General features: G+C 61.8%; 15 protein-coding genes, 1 other RNA gene and 2 pseudogenes. 12 read left to right on the top strand and 6 right to left on the bottom strand.

Annotation, left to right across the window (positions count from 1 at the left end; genetic code table 11):
* Window position 1 precedes the first annotated feature (1 nt).
* Window positions 2-406, bottom strand: a complete 405-nt coding sequence (locus J2Z75_RS06705; RefSeq protein WP_209849592.1) for an HIT domain-containing protein — start codon at window positions 404-406, stop codon at window positions 2-4.
* A gap of 104 nt (window positions 407-510) precedes the next feature.
* On the opposite strand from J2Z75_RS06705, the gene ffs reads away from it, so the two are divergent.
* The 3 genes from ffs (at window position 511) to J2Z75_RS06690 (ending at window position 2,902) form a co-directional block, all read left to right on the top strand.
* An RNA gene (ffs, locus tag J2Z75_RS06700) (signal recognition particle sRNA small type) lies at window positions 511-607 on the top strand.
* A gap of 52 nt (window positions 608-659) precedes the next feature.
* Window positions 660-2,540, top strand: coding sequence for a DNA polymerase III subunit gamma/tau (locus J2Z75_RS06695; protein ID WP_209849589.1), 1,881 nt, complete (start codon window positions 660-662; stop codon window positions 2,538-2,540).
* Between the two features lie 38 nt (window positions 2,541-2,578).
* Window positions 2,579-2,902, top strand: coding sequence for a YbaB/EbfC family nucleoid-associated protein (locus J2Z75_RS06690; protein ID WP_209849586.1), 324 nt, complete (start codon window positions 2,579-2,581; stop codon window positions 2,900-2,902).
* Between the two features lie 31 nt (window positions 2,903-2,933).
* On the opposite strand, the gene J2Z75_RS06685 is transcribed toward J2Z75_RS06690, so the two are convergent.
* Both J2Z75_RS06685 and J2Z75_RS06680 read right to left on the bottom strand, forming a co-directional pair.
* Window positions 2,934-3,806 (bottom strand): DUF2865 domain-containing protein, encoded by an 873-nt coding sequence (locus J2Z75_RS06685; RefSeq protein ID WP_209849582.1) that lies wholly within the window; start codon window positions 3,804-3,806, stop codon window positions 2,934-2,936.
* A gap of 250 nt (window positions 3,807-4,056) precedes the next feature.
* A complete protein-coding gene (locus tag J2Z75_RS06680; RefSeq protein ID WP_209849577.1) occupies window positions 4,057-4,671 on the bottom strand; it encodes an MOSC domain-containing protein in 615 nt (204 codons plus the stop codon).
* A gap of 58 nt (window positions 4,672-4,729) precedes the next feature.
* Here J2Z75_RS06680 and recR point away from each other — a divergent pair, with 58 nt between their 5' ends.
* Both recR and J2Z75_RS06670 read left to right on the top strand, forming a co-directional pair.
* Window positions 4,730-5,335, top strand: a complete 606-nt coding sequence (recR, locus tag J2Z75_RS06675; RefSeq protein WP_209849572.1) for a recombination mediator RecR — start codon at window positions 4,730-4,732, stop codon at window positions 5,333-5,335.
* Between the two features lie 164 nt (window positions 5,336-5,499).
* Entirely contained in the window at window positions 5,500-6,768 is a 1,269-nt protein-coding gene (locus J2Z75_RS06670) for a lytic murein transglycosylase (RefSeq protein WP_209849569.1), read from the top strand.
* Window positions 6,769-6,816: 48 nt separating this feature from the next.
* Here the strand turns inward: J2Z75_RS06670 and J2Z75_RS06665 are convergent, their stop codons facing one another.
* The 3 genes from J2Z75_RS06665 to J2Z75_RS06655 form a co-directional block, all read right to left on the bottom strand.
* Window positions 6,817-7,245: an SRPBCC family protein gene (locus J2Z75_RS06665; protein WP_209849566.1), complete on the bottom strand. Its 429-nt coding sequence runs from the start codon at window positions 7,243-7,245 to the stop codon at window positions 6,817-6,819.
* Window positions 7,238-7,573 carry an ArsR/SmtB family transcription factor gene (locus tag J2Z75_RS06660; protein WP_209849563.1) on the bottom strand — a complete coding sequence of 112 codons (336 nt, stop codon included), beginning with the start codon at window positions 7,571-7,573 and terminating at the stop codon, window positions 7,238-7,240. Before J2Z75_RS06660 ends, J2Z75_RS06665 begins: the two co-directional genes overlap by 8 nt.
* A gap of 156 nt (window positions 7,574-7,729) precedes the next feature.
* The gene (locus tag J2Z75_RS06655) at window positions 7,730-9,358 is read right to left on the bottom strand and encodes an MFS transporter (protein ID WP_209849560.1); all 1,629 of its coding nucleotides are present in this window, start codon (window positions 9,356-9,358) and stop codon (window positions 7,730-7,732) included.
* A 266-nt stretch (window positions 9,359-9,624) separates the two neighbouring features.
* Here J2Z75_RS06655 and rimP point away from each other — a divergent pair, with 266 nt between their 5' ends.
* From rimP to J2Z75_RS06625, 7 genes and pseudogenes are all read left to right on the top strand, one after another.
* A complete protein-coding gene (gene rimP, locus J2Z75_RS06650) occupies window positions 9,625-10,242 on the top strand; it encodes a ribosome maturation factor RimP (RefSeq protein WP_209849557.1) in 618 nt (205 codons plus the stop codon).
* A 58-nt stretch (window positions 10,243-10,300) separates the two neighbouring features.
* Window positions 10,301-11,908, top strand: a complete 1,608-nt coding sequence (nusA, locus tag J2Z75_RS06645; RefSeq protein ID WP_209849554.1) for a transcription termination factor NusA — start codon at window positions 10,301-10,303, stop codon at window positions 11,906-11,908.
* A gap of 51 nt (window positions 11,909-11,959) precedes the next feature.
* Window positions 11,960-12,646 (top strand): RNA-binding protein, encoded by a 687-nt coding sequence (locus J2Z75_RS06640; protein WP_209849551.1) that lies wholly within the window; start codon window positions 11,960-11,962, stop codon window positions 12,644-12,646.
* A gap of 104 nt (window positions 12,647-12,750) precedes the next feature.
* Window positions 12,751-13,326 (top strand): annotated as a pseudogene (locus J2Z75_RS29660) (translation initiation factor IF-2 associated domain-containing protein); the annotation flags it as partial.
* Between the two features lie 42 nt (window positions 13,327-13,368).
* Window positions 13,369-15,453: pseudogene (infB, locus tag J2Z75_RS06635) on the top strand (translation initiation factor IF-2); the annotation flags it as partial.
* Window positions 15,453-15,887: a hypothetical protein gene (locus tag J2Z75_RS06630; RefSeq protein ID WP_209849545.1), complete on the top strand. Its 435-nt coding sequence runs from the start codon at window positions 15,453-15,455 to the stop codon at window positions 15,885-15,887. The pseudogene infB and the gene J2Z75_RS06630, both read left to right, overlap by 1 nt.
* A 68-nt stretch (window positions 15,888-15,955) precedes the next feature.
* A complete protein-coding gene (locus J2Z75_RS06625) occupies window positions 15,956-16,339 on the top strand; it encodes a hypothetical protein (RefSeq protein WP_209849542.1) in 384 nt (127 codons plus the stop codon).
* Window positions 16,340-16,348: the final 9 nt, after the last annotated feature.

The following is a 16,348-nucleotide window of genomic DNA, read 5'->3' as shown; positions in this document are numbered from 1 at the left end:
GTCAGAGGTTTTCCAGTATCCGTGCTGCGAATGCCTTGCGCTCGTCATCGCTCCAGGGTTCGGCAGTGCCAAAACCCCAGACCGGCCCCGGCCAGTTGGCATCGCCCTCGTTGCGGGCGATCACATGGACATGGAGCTGGCGGACGATGTTGCCAAGCGCGCCGACATTGATCTTCGTCGCCCCGGTCACCTTTTTCAATGCCGAACCGACCATGTTCGTCTCGAATGTCAGCATGGCCTGGTCAAGCGGCGTCAGGTCGAAGACCTCCGACACGCCATTGCGCTGGGGAATAAGCACCAGCCAGGGCCAGCGGCGATCATTGTTGATGCGAAGCTGGCAAAGACCGAGCGTGGCGATAAGCAATCCATCGCGCTGGAGGCGTTCATCAATTTCGAAAGCAGGCAAGCAGGTCTCCCATGGACAGTGATTTTTCTTTTGTTTCAGTAACGATAGCAGTTTTTTTGGGGCGTGGCTTGCATTTGGTTTCGATATTGCCGATATGGAAGCCGGGAGGTTGGTGGTGGACGAGCCACTCGCCAACCGGGTCAGGTCCGGAAGGAAGCAGCCCCAACGAGCCAGGCACGGGTCATCGTGCCAGCCTCCCACCCTTTTCCTTCTGTCCTGTCTGGACACGACTTGGTGCCAAGCGGCAGGGGCGATGAGCGAAGATAGTCTGATCCCGACATCCGAAAAACCCGCCGCCTACCGCGTGCTTGCGCGCAAGTACCGGCCGAAGGATTTCTCCGACCTGATGGTCGGCCAGGAACCGATGGTGCGCACGCTCACCAATGCGTTCGAGACCGGCCGCATCGCACAGGCCTATATGCTGACCGGTGTTCGCGGCGTCGGCAAGACGACCACTGCCCGTATTCTCGCCCGCGCGCTGAACTACAAGACCCCCGAGATCGACAAGCCGACCATCGACCTGCGTATTCCCGGCGAACATTGCCAGGCGATCATGGAGGGCCGGCATGTCGACGTGATCGAGATGGACGCCGCGTCCCATACCGGCATCGACGATATCCGCGAGATCATCGAGCAGGTGCGCTACCGCCCGGTTTCGGCACGCTACAAAGTCTACATCATCGACGAAGTGCACATGCTCTCGACCCAGGCCTTCAACGGCCTGCTGAAGACGCTCGAAGAGCCGCCAGAGCATGTGAAGTTCATTTTTGCCACGACCGAAATCCGCAAGGTTCCGATCACGGTGCTGTCGCGCTGCCAGCGTTTCGACCTGCGCCGCATCGGCGCGTCGGATCTCGTCGGCCTGTTCACCACCATTCTCGGCAAGGAAGGCATTTCGGCCGATCCGGACGCCATGGCGATGATTGCACGTGCCGCCGAAGGCTCGGCCCGCGACGGCCTGTCGCTGCTCGACCAGGCGATCGCGCATGGCGGCGGTATCGTCGAGGTCGAAGCCGTGCGTTCGATGCTCGGCCTTGCCGACCGCGCCCGCATCGTCGACCTTTTCCAGCATATCGTCAAAGGCGATGTTGCCGCGGCGCTTGAAGAATTCGCCGGTCAATATGAAGCCGGCGCCAGCCCGTCCGTCGTTTTGACCGACCTTGCCGATTTCACCCATCTCGTCACCCGGCTGAAATATGTGCCGGATGCCGCCAGCGACCAGTCGCTGAGCGAGGTCGAGCGCACGCGTGGCGCCGAATTCGCCTCTGGCATCGCCGTGACGACGCTGTCGCGCATGTGGCAGATGCTGCTGAAGGGCATTCCAGAAACGGAAAGCTCGTCACGTCCGGCCGGCGCCGCCGAAATGGTGCTGATCCGGCTTGCCCATGCAGCCCACCTGCCCTCGCCGGAAGATGCCGCGCGACGTCTGCTTGAATTGTCCAGCGGCGAAACCGGTCGCCAACCCTCCGCCCCGAATGGCGGCAATGGCGGCGGCGCGCAGGCATCGATGACCGGCTCGGTGCAGGCACGCGGCAACGATATGCCGCCCGCGCAACGGGCAACCGGGAACGGCGCGACCATGCTGCGCGCAGTACCTGACGTGGCGCCTCCGCAGGCGATGCCGGTCGGCAAGATCGAGGAGCGGCCCGTCGAGGCGCCGGCCGCCAAGGCCGAACCCAAGGTTCCCGTGCGCTCGGTGAGCGATATCGCCGATCTCTGCGGCACCAACCGCGACATCAAGCTGAAGACGCTGGTGCGCGGCTTCGTGCGGCTGGTCAATCTCGAACCCGGAAGGTTGGAAATCAACCTGCCGGAAGACGCGCCGAAGACGCTGGTCGCCGAGTTGCAGAAGAAGCTGGAAGACTGGACCGGCATCCGCTGGATGGTCATCCTCAGCCGTGAACCCGGCCAGCCGACATTGCTTGAAGCCGAGACACAGGCGCAGGAAAAGCGTGTCAGCGATGCGCGCCAGGATCCGGATGTCGCCGCCATTCTCGCCCGCTTCCCCGGCGCCAAGATCACCGACGTCAGGATCAAGGGGCCGGAACCGGAAGAGGAAATCGAGCCGGTGGCCGTGGCCGCCGCCGAATCCGAGGAAGGCGACATCCTTCCCGGCGACGATATCGAGCACTAGGTCTACACAGAACCAAGAGACAAGAAGAGGACAGGACAATGCGCGACATCATGGGCATGATGGGCAAGGTCAAGGAAATGCAGGCCAAGATGGAGAAGATGCAGGAAGAGATTTCTGCGCTCGAAGTCGATGGCTCCTCCGGCGGCGGGCTTGTGACCCTGCGCATGGACGGCAAGGGCAACCTGAAGGGCATCAAGATCGACCCGTCGCTGTTCAAGGAAGACGATGTTGAAATCCTCGAGGACCTGATCGTTGCCGCCCACAAGGACGGCAAGGACAAGGCGGAAGCCATCACCGCCGAAAAGACCAAGGCGCTGACCGCCGGCCTGCCGATCCCGCCCGGCATGAAGCTGCCATTTTAAGGCTGCCGACGGGGCCGGTTGCCGCTCGGCGTCATTCCACAGGCAGGAAAGCCGCGCCGACGATGCGAACCTTGCGGGCCGGCGGCGGTACGACGCTGGCGGTGCCGCGCAGGTCGACATCGCCCAGAAGAACGACGTTCAAGGCGACCGTCTCGACCGGCTGAATGGCCTGTGAATTCACGATTTCCCGACCTGAACCCGCCGTATCGCCTGCGACGGGTGTTTTTGCCAGAACGGTCTTGTAGAAGCGGTTCATATCGCACGTTTTCAGCGGTGACGCCGTGCGATAGGCGCCGGCATTCGGCAGCTCCGCATAGCGCGCACCTGTCGTCACCGAAATCATCTCGTCCGTGTTCCGCTCCGCACTGGTCATCCGGTAGACATCCATTGCCGGATCGTCGCAGATGAATTTGCACTGCGCGGCGATCGCCTCCACGTTCTCGGCCGTGCTGTACCCGGAATTCGGCGTCGGGAAGGAATAACCGTCGGACAGCCGGACGCAGCGCGTCTCCATCCTGGCGCTGATGCGCGGCAAGGCATAGCCGACCGTTGCGCTGCGGGCAGCCGCGGCGGCGGTACGGCGGGCAGACGCACGCTCGGCGATCACCGGCATCTTGCAGCTCTGCCCCGGCGCGGCGGACAGGCTGGCAAGACGGGCGCTCGCCTGTGCGATGCGGCCGGCAATTTCGCGGCATGCAAATGTGGCCCCGGCAGCGCAGCGGTATTTGACTTCGAAGGCGCGATTGGCGGCGATCTGGCGCTGCAGGCGGGCGATTTCGGGGCTGCCCGATGCCCTTGACCCCGAACAATCACCGGCCAAAACGCTATTGCCATGGATCGCTAGGCTGAAAAGCGCGACAACCACCGCGATTCCGAACTGCCTGACATAGGTAAATCCGTGCATGATGACCGCCTTTGCCGCTCTCCTGCACACAGACGCAAGCATACTCGCGCCCTTGCCCTTGCAAGTTCGCGGATGTTTTGCGGTGTCTGCACAATCATCGATTTATCGCAGCAAGCCCGAATGCAATGAGGGCCTTGCGACAGGGTCTCTCATAGGTTGAGAACGGATTGAAATAAAGCGGAACTTGAGCGGATGGTTAAGGCCGACGGTTGCAGTGCGAGGCGACGCCGATGACGGGAGCGGAAGATGTTCATGCGCTGGTGAGCCTGGCTCTCAGCTTGTGATGGATCGGTGCTGCGAGATAGCGGCCGCGATCCTCGTCAGAAAAATTTTGACCGTAAGTCTCCAGCATTTCCGGCATCAGCACCGGCAAACCGGAATAGGCATGATAAGTCACGGCATCGCCCGCCTGAATGACACCGTCTTTGAGCACGCGGCAATAGAAACCCGGCCGCCCGGCCTTGGCGAACCGTCTTGCGAAGGCCGGATCGCCCATACGGGCCGCCAACGTTGCGCATGGTATGCGGGCGGAGGTGACTTCGAGCTCGACCGTATCCGTCTCGAACCGGTCACCAACCGAGATCTTGCGGCTGTCGGCGCCTTCGATCACCAGGTTTTCGCCGAAGATGCCGGGCTTGAGGTCACTCCCCAGTTCCTTCGACCACCAGTCCATATCGATGGAACCCATGGCATAGACGGCCTGATCGGGTCCGCCATGATGCTTGCGGTTGCAGATTTTGTCGCCGATCAGGCCTTCACGGTCGATCATCACACCCGCTTCGACCGGATGCTTGAAAATGCCGGTCTTGTAAGACTTTCCGGGCAGGATTTCGGCGCTGCCGGTGCAGACGGCCAGGATTTTCATGGACAACACTCTCTTTTCAGCGATTCCGTTCGCCGGAGATATGGAGTAGAAACGCGGCATGGCAAAGCGAGTCACCGGCCCAGAAATCGAAAAACTCATTCAGCTCCTGGCAAAGGTGCCCGGGCTCGGGCCGCGCTCGGCCCGGCGCGCAGCCCTGCACCTCGTCAAGAAGAAGGACCAGTTGCTTGGGCCGCTTGCCGACGCCATGGGCGAAGCCTACGCCAAGGTCCGCATCTGCTCGTGCTGCGGCAATGTCGATACGATCGACCCCTGCAGCGTCTGTTCCGACGATCGGCGCGACAATTCCGTCATCATCGTGGTGGAAGACGTGTCCGATCTCTGGGCGCTGGAGCGGGCCAGCGCGATGAACACCGCCTATCACGTGCTCGGCGGCACGCTGTCGCCGCTCGACGGCGTCGGGCCGGACGACCTGAATATCAGGGGCCTCGTCGAGCGCGTGGCGAAAGGCGGCGTGCGCGAACTGATTATCGCCGTCAACGCCACCGTCGAGGGCCAGACGACCGCGCATTACATTACCGACCAACTGGATGGACTGGGCGTCAAGATCACCCGGCTGGCGCATGGCGTACCGGTCGGCGGCGAGCTGGATTACCTGGACGAGGGCACGCTGACGGCGGCACTGAGAGCGAGGACGGCGATTTGAGGAAAGCTATTCGGATGCCGCACGTCACCCCCCTCTGTCACTTCGTGACATCTCCCCCACAAGGGGGGAGATTGGCTGGGGCGCTCGCCTTCCTCAAAAAGACACTCTCCCATTTGCAGCAAGACTGGCTCGGGAAAAGAACAATCTCCCCCCTTGTGGGGGAGATGTCGGCACAGCCGACAGAGGGGGGTAAGGCGCGGCAAGCTCTGGCAGCAGCGATCCTCGCCCTCCTGACGCTCGCCGCCTCGCCCACCCTCGCCGCATCAAAAGCCGATACAGAGGCACAATTCCGCCAATGGCTGCAAACCGACCTCTGGCCGGAAGCACAGAAATCGGGAATTTCCGAAAAATCCTTCAAGGCAGCCTTTGCCGATGTGAAACTCAACTGGGACCTGCCGGATCTCGTGGCCCCAGGCACCAAGCCACCCGGCGACCAGAAGCAGAGCCAGGCGGAATTTTCCTCGCCCGGCGCCTATTTCTCCGAACAGCGGCTGCAGGGTCTGGCGACGACCGGCCGCAGTCTTGCCAAGGAAAATGCCGCGACGCTCCGGCGGATCGAGAAGACCTACGGCGTTCCGGGGCCGATCGTCGTTGCCATCTGGGGCCGGGAATCCGGTTTCGGCCGGGCGAAGATCCCGCATCCGATCATGGACGTGCTGGCCACCAAGGCCTTCATGTCGACGCGCGGTGATCTCTTCCGGCGCGAACTGATCGCCGCCCTGCATATTCTCGACAGCGGCGACGTGCGCGAGGCGGAGATGAAGGGATCCTGGGCCGGCGCCATGGGCCAGCCGCAGTTCCTGCCGACCAGTTTCCTGAAATATGCCGTCGATTTCGATGGCGACGGGCGGCGCGACATCTGGAAATCGACGCCCGACACGCTCGCCTCGATCGCCAACTACCTGGCGAAGAAGGGCTGGAAACGTGGCCGCGACTGGGGTTTCGAGGTCTATATTCCCGCCAATGTCTCCTGCGCGCAGGAAGGCCCGGATCTCGCCAAACCAATCTCGCAATGGGCATCCGATGGGATCGAGCGCGCATCCGGCAAGGCGTTTCCATCCGACGAATCGAAGGCGGATGGCATGATGCTGGTGCCGGCAGGCCGTCACGGCCCGGAATTCATCGTCACCCCGAATTTCTACGTGATCAAGGAATACAACAATTCCGATCTCTATGCCCTCTTCATCGGCAACCTCGCCGACCGGATCGCCTCGGGCGGCGGCGCCTTCAAGCGCGAGTTCGGCGATGTCGGCAAGATGCTGCGTTCGGACGTGCTGAAGATGCAGAAAACGCTGGAAGGTCAGGGCTATGACGTCGGCAAGGCGGATGGCCTGCCCGGTTTCAAGACCCGCCGCTCGATCGGTCGCTGGCAGGCGGAACACGGGATATCCCCGACCTGCTATCCGCAAGAGAACCTGATCGGAAAACTCTAGCCTACCGGGCGAAACCCTGCCGGATTTCACCCGGTACAATGGCTGGTTTCAGGCGAGAATTTCTTCGAGAGCATCGAGGATCGCGTTCCACCCACTTGTATGCCCCTGCCTTGCCTCCTCGCTCTTGAATTTCACCTGTTTCAGCGTGATTTCCGTCGTGTCGGCGTCCACTTCTGCGAGATCGATGGTCACCACGCTGTCGTCGAGCGAATAGGGCGACTCCCAGGTGAAGGACAGGCGCGAATAGGGATCGATCTCGAGATAGGTGCCGGCATGCGGGATTTCCTTCTCGGCCGTCACCATGATGATCGAAAACCGGCCACCCTTCACCGGATCGTTCTTGACCCTGGACAGTTCGGTGCCGCCGGAAGGCACCGCCATGAATTTCGCCAGCATTTCAGGCGAAAGCCAGGCATTGAACACTTTCTCGCGCGAAGCTGCTATTTTGCGGTTCACCGTCAGTTCAAGCTCATTCATCTCTTTCATCCTTTGAAACGAGTAGGTTCTCCAGCGCCGCAAGGCGCAGTTCCCAGATGGACTTCAATTGCGCGAACCAGTTCTCGGTCAGCTTCAGCGGCTCGAGCTCGGCCGCGATGAAATGTTCGCGGCCCAAGGTCCGGCGGGTGACAAGTCCTGCTTCCTCCAGCACCTTGATATGCTTGGAGACGGAATTCAGCGACATGTCGAAATGGGCGGCGAGCGCCGTCACTCTCAACGCCCCCTCCTGAACGAGCAGCGTCAGGATTTGTCGCCGCGTCGTATCACCCGCGGCTTTCAGAATTCGTGACAGATCATCGTCGTTCATTTATTCACCTTATTGGTTGAATATATAAATTTGAGCCGATAGTCAACCATATGGATGAATATTTTTGAACAGGCAAACTCCGCCCTCCCCGGAAACTTTCGCGACGACGGTGGAATTGTTCGGGATTTGAAGAGAAATGCAGGGCAGCGAGGACGCTCAGTGCATGTCCATCTGCTGCTTGTAACGCTCGTAGTCGTAGGGAAGGATGGTCTGGCGCTCGATCATCCGGTGAACGCGCGGTGCCGCGTCGCCGCGATGAAGCGCCGTCAGACGGTCGCCGATTTCGGCATCGGCCTGCGTGCGGCGCTGGTTGTGGCGAACATATTCCACCCAGGTCGGCACGTGATAGGTTTCCGTCCACACCGTCGGGTTTTCCAGATCGCGCATCAGGCCCCATTGTCCCGCGCCATCGCGGATACGGACACGGCGACGCTCGGCCATGGCGGTGAGGAATTCCGGCACGTCGTCATCGGCGATCTCGTAATCGATCATCACGACGATCGGGCCGCTACGGGGCTTCAGGTCCAGCTTCAGCAGCGGCTCGGAGAAGCGGTTGAGCGGATCGAGATTGAGCGACTGGAACTCCGGCAGCGGCAGGCGCAACCCGATGGCAGCGCCGACGATCATCAGCAGCGCCGATGCGATCAGCGCATTGGCCGGGCCGTAATTTTCGGCCAATTGTCCCCACATCCAGCTGCCCGCCGCGATGCCGCCGAAGGTGGTGGTCTGGTAGAGCGACAGGGCGCGGCCGACGACCCAGCGCGGGGTGGAGAGCTGCACGGTCGTGTTGAACAGCGATAGCGCTAGCACCCAGCCGGCACCCGACAGAAGCAGCGCCAGGCTGGTCAGCCAGCCATAGGGGCTTAAAGCGGTGATCAGGCTGCTTACGGCAAAACCGGCAAAGGCGATGCGGACAATCCACTCGCTCGACAGATGTTCGCGCAGCCGTGCACTCAACAGCGCGCCGCCGATGGCACCGAGGCCGAAAGCGCCGAGCATGATGCCGTAGGTCAGCGGCCCGCCGGCAACGAGATCGCGGGCAACCAGCGGCAGAAGCGCCAGGATGGCGCTGGCCGACAGGCCGAAGACGAAGCCGCGAAACAGCACCTTGCCGATATTGGGCGACATGGCGACATAGCGCAGGCCCGCCGAAATCGCCCGGCCCATGGATTCGCGCGGCAGCTTGCTCAACGTTACTTCACGGCGCCAGCGGACGAGCGCGAAGATGATGGCGAAATAGCTGAGCGTATTGGCGGCAAAGGCCGCCGCGGCCCCGGCGCTTGCCACGATGACGCCGCCGATCGCCGGGCCGACCGAACGGGTGATGTTGAAGCCCATGCTGTTCAGGGCCACGGCGGCAGGAAGCACCTCGCGCGGCACCATGTCACCAACCGAGGCCTGCCAGGACGGATTGTTCAGCGCCGTGCCGCAGCCGATGAGAAACGTGAAGAACAGCAGTAGCCACGGCGAGATGAATCCGAAATAGGCACAGACGGTCAGAAGCGCCGAGACAAAAAGCATGAAACACTGGGCGATCAGCATGATCCGTCGCCGGTCGAAATTGTCGGCAAGGGCACCGGAGACCAGCGAGAACAGCATGATCGGCAGCGAGGTCGAGGCCTGCACCAGCGCCACCATGTTCACCGAATCCGTAATCGACGTCATCATCCAGGCAGCACCGACGGCCTGGACGAGACCGCCGAAATTGGAGGCGAGGCTCGCGACCCAGATGACGCGGAAAGTGTCGTGCTTGAACGGCGCCAATGGCGATAGTCGATGTGGCAAAGCGCTTCCCACCCTGTCTGTCTTTGAATCGTCTTTGTGATGCCCAATCTAGGCCAGATGATATTCCGGGCAAGCAAAAGCACCGATCCCGGCATGATTTTGCCACTTCGTGCCCCGCGCCCGGGTTTTGTCGGCCGGGCAGCGGGATATCTTGCATTTGCGGATAATCGAGCGTATATGACCCTCAAATTCTTGATCGGTTGATGAAGAGTGGGCCCGTCAGGACCCGCTCTTTTTTGTTACCCGATGTTTTGGGAGAACTTCGTTTGTCCGATACGACAACGGCAGAAAATACGCAGGAACCACGCCTGATCACCGAGACCGGTGTCGATCGTCGCATTGCCGACATCATCGAGCCGGTGCTGGTGCCTATGGGATACCAGCTGGTGCGCGTCCGTCTCTCGTCACAGAACGGCGCCACGCTACAAATCATGGCCGAGCGGCTCGACGGCACGATGACCGTGCAAGATTGCGAAGCGATCTCGACGGCGATTTCGCCGGTGCTTGATGTGGAAGATCCGGTCGATCGGGAGTATCATCTGGAAGTGTCGTCACCGGGAATCGACCGGCCGATGGTGCGCAAGTCGGATTTCAGCCGCTGGACCGGGCATCTCATCAAGTGCGAGACCTCGATCCTGGTCGATAACCGCAAGCGTTTTCGCGGCAAGATCGTTTCGGCCGACGACGAAGGTTTCACGATCGAACGCGACCAGCCGGCCTATGGCGAGGAACCCCGCGTGGTCATTCCCTTTACGGCGCTGGCTGAAGGCAGGCTGATCCTGACGGATGACCTGATCCGCGACGCGCTGACAGCAGACAAGAAGGCGAAGGCAGCACAGGCTGCCAACGAAAACTTCGAAGACGAAGATTCGCCGATCAATTGAGTTTATGGGCGCGGGACGCCTCGATACGAGGCCCCGGCAATCAGACGGAGACTTTAATATGGCAGTGAGTGCTAACCGGCTCGAACTTCTGCAGATCGCGGATGCCGTCGCGCGCGAAAAGGTGATCGACCGCGAAATCGTTCTGGCCGCCATGGCCGACGCGATCCAGAAGGCGGCGCGCTCGCGCTATGGTTCGGAGAGCAACATCCGCGCCGACATCAATTCCAAGACCGGCGAAATCCGCCTTCAGCGCCTGCTCGAAGTCGTCGAGGTCGCCGAGGATTACGCGACGCAGATCCCGCTCGAGCTTGCACGTGACCGTAACCCGGACGCTGTTATCGGCGACTTCATCGCCGACCCGCTGCCGCCGATGGATTTCGGCCGCATCGCCGCCCAGTCGGCCAAGCAGGTCATCGTCCAGAAGGTGCGCGAAGCCGAGCGTGACCGCCAGTTCGACGAGTTCAAGGACCGCATCGGCGAAATCGTCAACGGCACGGTCAAGCGCGTCGAATATGGTAACGTCATCGTCGATCTCGGCCGTGGCGAAGGCATCATCCGCCGCGACGAAATGATCCCGCGCGAGAACATGCGCTACGGCGACCGCGTCCGCTCTTATGTCTACGACGTGCGCCGCGAACAGCGCGGCCCGCAGATCTTCCTGTCGCGGACCCATCCGCAGTTCATGGTGAAGCTCTTCACCATGGAAGTACCTGAGATCTACGACGGCATCATCCAGATCCGCTCCGTTGCCCGCGACCCCGGTTCGCGCGCCAAGATCGCCGTCATCTCGAACGATTCGTCGATCGATCCGGTCGGCGCCTGCGTCGGTATGCGCGGTTCGCGCGTCCAGGCCGTTGTCGGCGAATTGCAGGGCGAAAAGATCGACATCATTCCGTGGAGCCAAGACCCGGCATCGTTCATCGTCAACGCGTTGCAGCCGGCCGAAGTGTCCAAGGTCGTTCTCGACGAGGATGCAGAGCGCATCGAAGTCGTGGTTCCGGATGAACAGCTGTCGCTGGCCATCGGCCGCCGCGGCCAGAACGTCCGCCTCGCCTCGCAGCTGACCGGCTGGGACATCGACATCATGACGGAAGCCGAGGAATCGGAACGCCGCCAGAAGGAATTCAACGAACGCACAGCGCTGTTCATGGAAGCTCTCGACGTCGACGAAATGGTTGGCCAGGTTCTGGCGTCGGAAGGCTTTGCCGCCGTCGAAGAGCTTGCCTATGTCGAGCTCGACGAAATCGCCTCGATCGAAGGCTTCGACGACGATACCGCCAGCGAACTGCAGACCCGCGCCCGCGAATATCTCGAGCGGCTGGAAGGCGAACTGGATGCCAAGCGCGTCGCACTCGGCGTTTCCGACGAACTGCGTACGATCAACGGCATGACCAGCCAGATGCTGGTGGCGCTGGGCGAAGACGGCATCAAGACGATGGAAGACTTTGCAGGCTGCGCCTCCGACGACCTCGTTGGCTGGTCGGAGCGCAAGGACGGCGAAACGAAGAAGTTCGAAGGCCTGTTCTCCAAGCTCGAAGTCTCGCGCGTCGAGGCCGAACGCATGGTCCTGCAGGCGCGTCTCGCGGCCGGCTGGATCACCGAGGAAGACCTGGCGCGTGAAGAAGAAGCCCTCGAAGTCGTGGAAGGCGCGGAACAGGACGCCTGATAGGGCGTTGCTGATCGTGATCCGAACAGATGTTGCTGCTTGAACACCGCCATGTTGATTGAAGACAAGGACCCTGTGGGGGACATCGATGGTGAAGCAGTGAATGGCCGCATGTGCATCGTGACACGGCAGAGCGGAACGCCGGAAACGCTGATCCGCTTTGTCGCCGGCCCGGACGGCCGGGTAGTGCCCGATCTGAAGAAACAGCTGCCCGGACGGGGCTGCTGGGTGACGGCGGAACGGGCGGTGCTGGAGAAGGCGATAGCCAAGAAGCTGTTTGTCCGCGGCCTCAAGAAGGCGGATGTGATCGCCGGACCGGAACTTGCCGACGAAGTCGATCGGCTGCTGTCGATACAGCTTGGTGGCATGATGAACCTGGCGCGCAAGGCCGCGCAGTTCGTCAGCGGCGCCTCGAAAGTCGAACAGGCAGTGCGCGGACTTGCGGCGCTCGCCACCTTCCATGCGGTCGATGCCGCTGCGGACGGTGTGCGCAAGATAGACCAGGCGCGCAAGGCGATGAGCTTTGTCGTCGATGACGGACAGGAAATACCCTCCTTCCGCTTCTTCACCGAAGCGGAAATGGACGGGCTTTTAGGCCAGAATGCTTTTATCCATGCTTGCGCGCTTGCAGGGCAGGCGGGTGAGGGTGTAGTGAAGCGCGCAAACATGCTCGAAAGATACCGGGGAACCGTCCCCGCTCGAGCCGTTGGCGCCGAATCTGGCTTGCCGACACAATGACGCGGGTCACCGGCGCAGGCCGGAACAGCCGCGATTGCAGAACAGAAATTGAACGGCGGGGTCTGGTGATACGCATCCGGCCCTGATCTTAGGAACGGAACGGAATGACCGACAACAACGACGACAAGACATTCGGCGGAGCCAAGAAGACGCTGACCCTGAAGCCCTCCGGGGTCAGTCAGGGAACAGTTCGCCAGGACATGGGTCGTGGGCGGACGAAGGCAGTCGTGGTCGAGACGCGCAAGCGGCGGCCGATGCGGCCGGAAGACGAAAAGCCGGTCGTTCCGATCGTTGCGGCACCTGCCCCTGTGGTGCGCGCTCCAGAACCGCGCCCGGCACCCGTCCAGCAGCAACAGCCTTCGCGCCCTGCGCCGCAGCAACAGCAGCCGCGCCAGCAGGACAACCGCCAGGACAACAACAACCGCCCGCGTGTCGGCGTGGTTCTCAACCAGCTGTCGGCCGGTGAGATCGACGCCCGCCGCCGTGCGCTGGCCGAAGCCCAGATCCGCGACGCCGAAGACGCCAAGCGCCGCGCCGCCGAAGAGGCACGTCGTGCCGCCGAGGAAGCCGAGCGCCTGAAGCTTGAGCAGGCCGAAACAGCCCGCCGCGCCGCTGAAGAAGCAGCCCGCACACCTGCGGAACGCGAAGCCGAGAAGGCAGCTGTCGAGGCGGCCCAGGCCGCCGAAGCGGAAGCCGCAGCCGTTGCCGCCCGCAAGGCGGAAGATCAGGCCCGTGCGCAGGCCGCACAGCCCGCGACCACAGCGACGGTCACGCCGCCGCTTGGTGTTCGTCGCAAAACGGAAAAGGAAGAGGAAGAGGCCCGCCCGAACCGTGGCGCCACCGCACCGGTGCGCGGCAAGGTCGTGCGTCCGGAGCCTGCAAAGGCCCCTGCCCGTCCGAAGACCGAGGAAGAGCGCCGTAAGGGCAAGTTGACGCTGACTGCCGCTCTCGACGACGACGGCAATCCGCGCGGCCGTTCGATGGCCGCCATGCGCCGCCGGCAGGAGAAGTTCCGCCGCAGCCAGATGCAGGAAACCCGCGAAAAGGTCATGCGCGAAGTGATCCTGCCGGAAACCATCACCATTCAGGAACTGTCGCAGCGCATGTCCGAACGGGCCGTCGACGTCATCAAGTTCCTGATGAAGGAAGGCCAGATGATGAAGCCGGGCGACGTCATCGACGCCGACCTTGCAGAACTCATCGCGGGCGAATTCGGCCACACGGTCAAGCGCGTCTCTGAATCCGACGTCGAAGAAGGTCTCTTCAACAGCGCGGACGACGAAGGCGACATGGTTTCGCGTCCGCCTGTTGTCACCATCATGGGTCACGTCGACCACGGCAAGACCTCGCTGCTCGACGCCATCCGCAAGACAAGTGTGGTTTCGGGCGAAGCGGGTGGCATCACCCAGCATATCGGTGCCTATCAGGTCGAGCAGAACGGTCACAAGATCACCTTCATCGACACACCCGGCCACGCCGCCTTTACGGCGATGCGTGCCCGTGGCGCCCAGGCGACCGATATCGCGATCCTCGTGGTCGCAGCCGACGACAGCGTCATGCCGCAGACGATCGAATCGATCGCCCATGCGAAAGCAGCCGGCGTTCCGATCATCGTGGCGATCAACAAGGTCGACAAGCACGAAGCCGATCCGCAGAAGGTTCGCAACCAGCTGCTTCAGCACGACGTGTTCGTGGAAACCATGGGCGGTGAAGTGCTCGACGTCGAAGTTTCGGCCAAGACCGGCCTCAACCTCGACAAGCTGCTCGAAGCCATCCTGCTGCAGGCCGAAATCCTCGACCTCAAGGCCAATCCTCATCGCAGTGCCGAAGGCACCGTTGTTGAAGCCCAGCTCGATCGCGGCCGCGGTTCGGTCGCGACCGTTCTTGTCCAGAAGGGCACGTTGACCCCGGGCCAGATCATCGTTGCCGGCGACCAGTGGGGCCGCGTGCGCGCGCTCGTCACCGACAAGGGTGAGCATGTGAAGTCCGCAGGCCCCGCGACCCCGGTCGAGGTTCTCGGTCTTTCCGGTACGCCGCAGGCAGGCGACAAGTTCGCCGTCGTCGAAAACGAAAGCCGTGCCCGCGAGATCTCCGAATATCGTCAGCGGCTCACCCGCGACAAGGCCGTTGCCCGTGCATCCGGCCAGCGCGGCTCGCTCGAACAGATGATGATGACGCTGCAGAATACCGGCCTCAAGGAATTCCCGCTGGTCATCAAGGGCGACGTGCAGGGCTCGATCGAAGCCATTGCCGGCGCACTCGACAAGCTGGGAACCGACGAAGTCCGGGCCCGTATCGTGCATTCGGGTGCTGGTGGGATCACCGAATCCGACATCTCGCTGGCGGAAGCCTCGAATGCTGCGATCATCGGCTTCAACGTCCGTGCCAACGTCCAGGCCCGTGCGGCCGCGGAACGCGCCGGCATCGAGATCCGCTACTACAACATCATCTACGATCTGGTGGATGACGTGAAGGCAGCGATGTCGGGCCTGTTGTCGCCGGAACGCCGCGAAACCTTCCTCGGCAATGCCGAAATCCTGGAAGTGTTCAACATCACCAAGACCGGCAAGGTCGCGGGTTGCCGCGTCATCGAAGGCAAGGTCGAACGTGGTGCAGGTGTCCGTCTGGTGCGCGACAACGTCGTCATCCACGAAGGCAAGCTCAAGACCCTCAAGCGCTTCAAGGACGAAGTCTCCGAAGTGCCGATGGGTCAGGAATGCGGCATGGCCTTCGAGAATTACGAAGACATCCGCGCCGGCGACACCATCGAGTGCTTCCGCGTCGAGCACATCACCCGCACGCTGTAATGGCTTTCGGGCTGACAAGATCAATCTTCAGAATGGCGGCTTCAGCCGCCATTTTGCTGTCTGCTACAGGCCCGATACTGGCTGAGGTCTGCGATAAGGCCTACAAATTCGACTACAGCGATCTTGCTCCGGTGAACGCTGCGTCGGAATTTCTGATGATTGTGGTAGGACCGATCGGCGGGCTGGTCGTGTTCTTTGTCGGCCTCTATCTGACGACATCGAAAGCCGGCGTCTTGTTGGGCCTGTCGCTTTTCCTCGGACTGATCGGCCTCTCGGAAATCTTGATGCCGCGTGATGACGTGATCTTCGCTTACATGATCGAAGAAGGATGTGCGCCCGCCTATTCCGCCGTCGGGCCGGTATTCCTGGCAATAGCAATCTCGATCGCCATTTTCGCCGCTTTCGCAATTCGACGCAGAACATCATCCGCCTGAAAATGGCCATGGTGGCTGCGGGCGGCAGCGTCTACGATGCCGGACTCATCCGTTCGGAAGGTTTTTAGATGTTCGCCAATTTCCTCGCCATCACCCTGATCAACACGTTTTCCTGGTTTGGCGGTCAGGGCTACTGCGCCTATGACTTTGCCGTGCTGGAGAGCGGCGAGGAATTGACGAACATCTCGCTGACGCTGCGGCCACGGTTCGATCCGGAGAATACGGCGACCGGCAACACGGAACTGCCGGATGAAACCGTCACGTTCGACGTACTCGGCGGGTCGTCGGTCAATGCGGGAAGTACGGCCAAGATCGAGACCGATTGCAATGTGGAAGGGTTCGACATCGTTGCCGCCACGGGTACGGCGGACGGGGAGCCCATCGATCTGATCGCGGCGGGACGAGTCGAGATCGACAACTACAAGCCACTGCCCCTGAAAGTCGGGGAATAGCGCTGCGGC

This window comes from Rhizobium herbae (assembly GCF_017873135.1).
Lineage (GTDB): Bacteria > Pseudomonadota > Alphaproteobacteria > Rhizobiales > Rhizobiaceae > Pararhizobium > Pararhizobium herbae.
The sequence above is the reverse complement of the archived record's forward strand: the minus strand, read 5'-3'. Positions and strand labels throughout refer to the sequence as shown.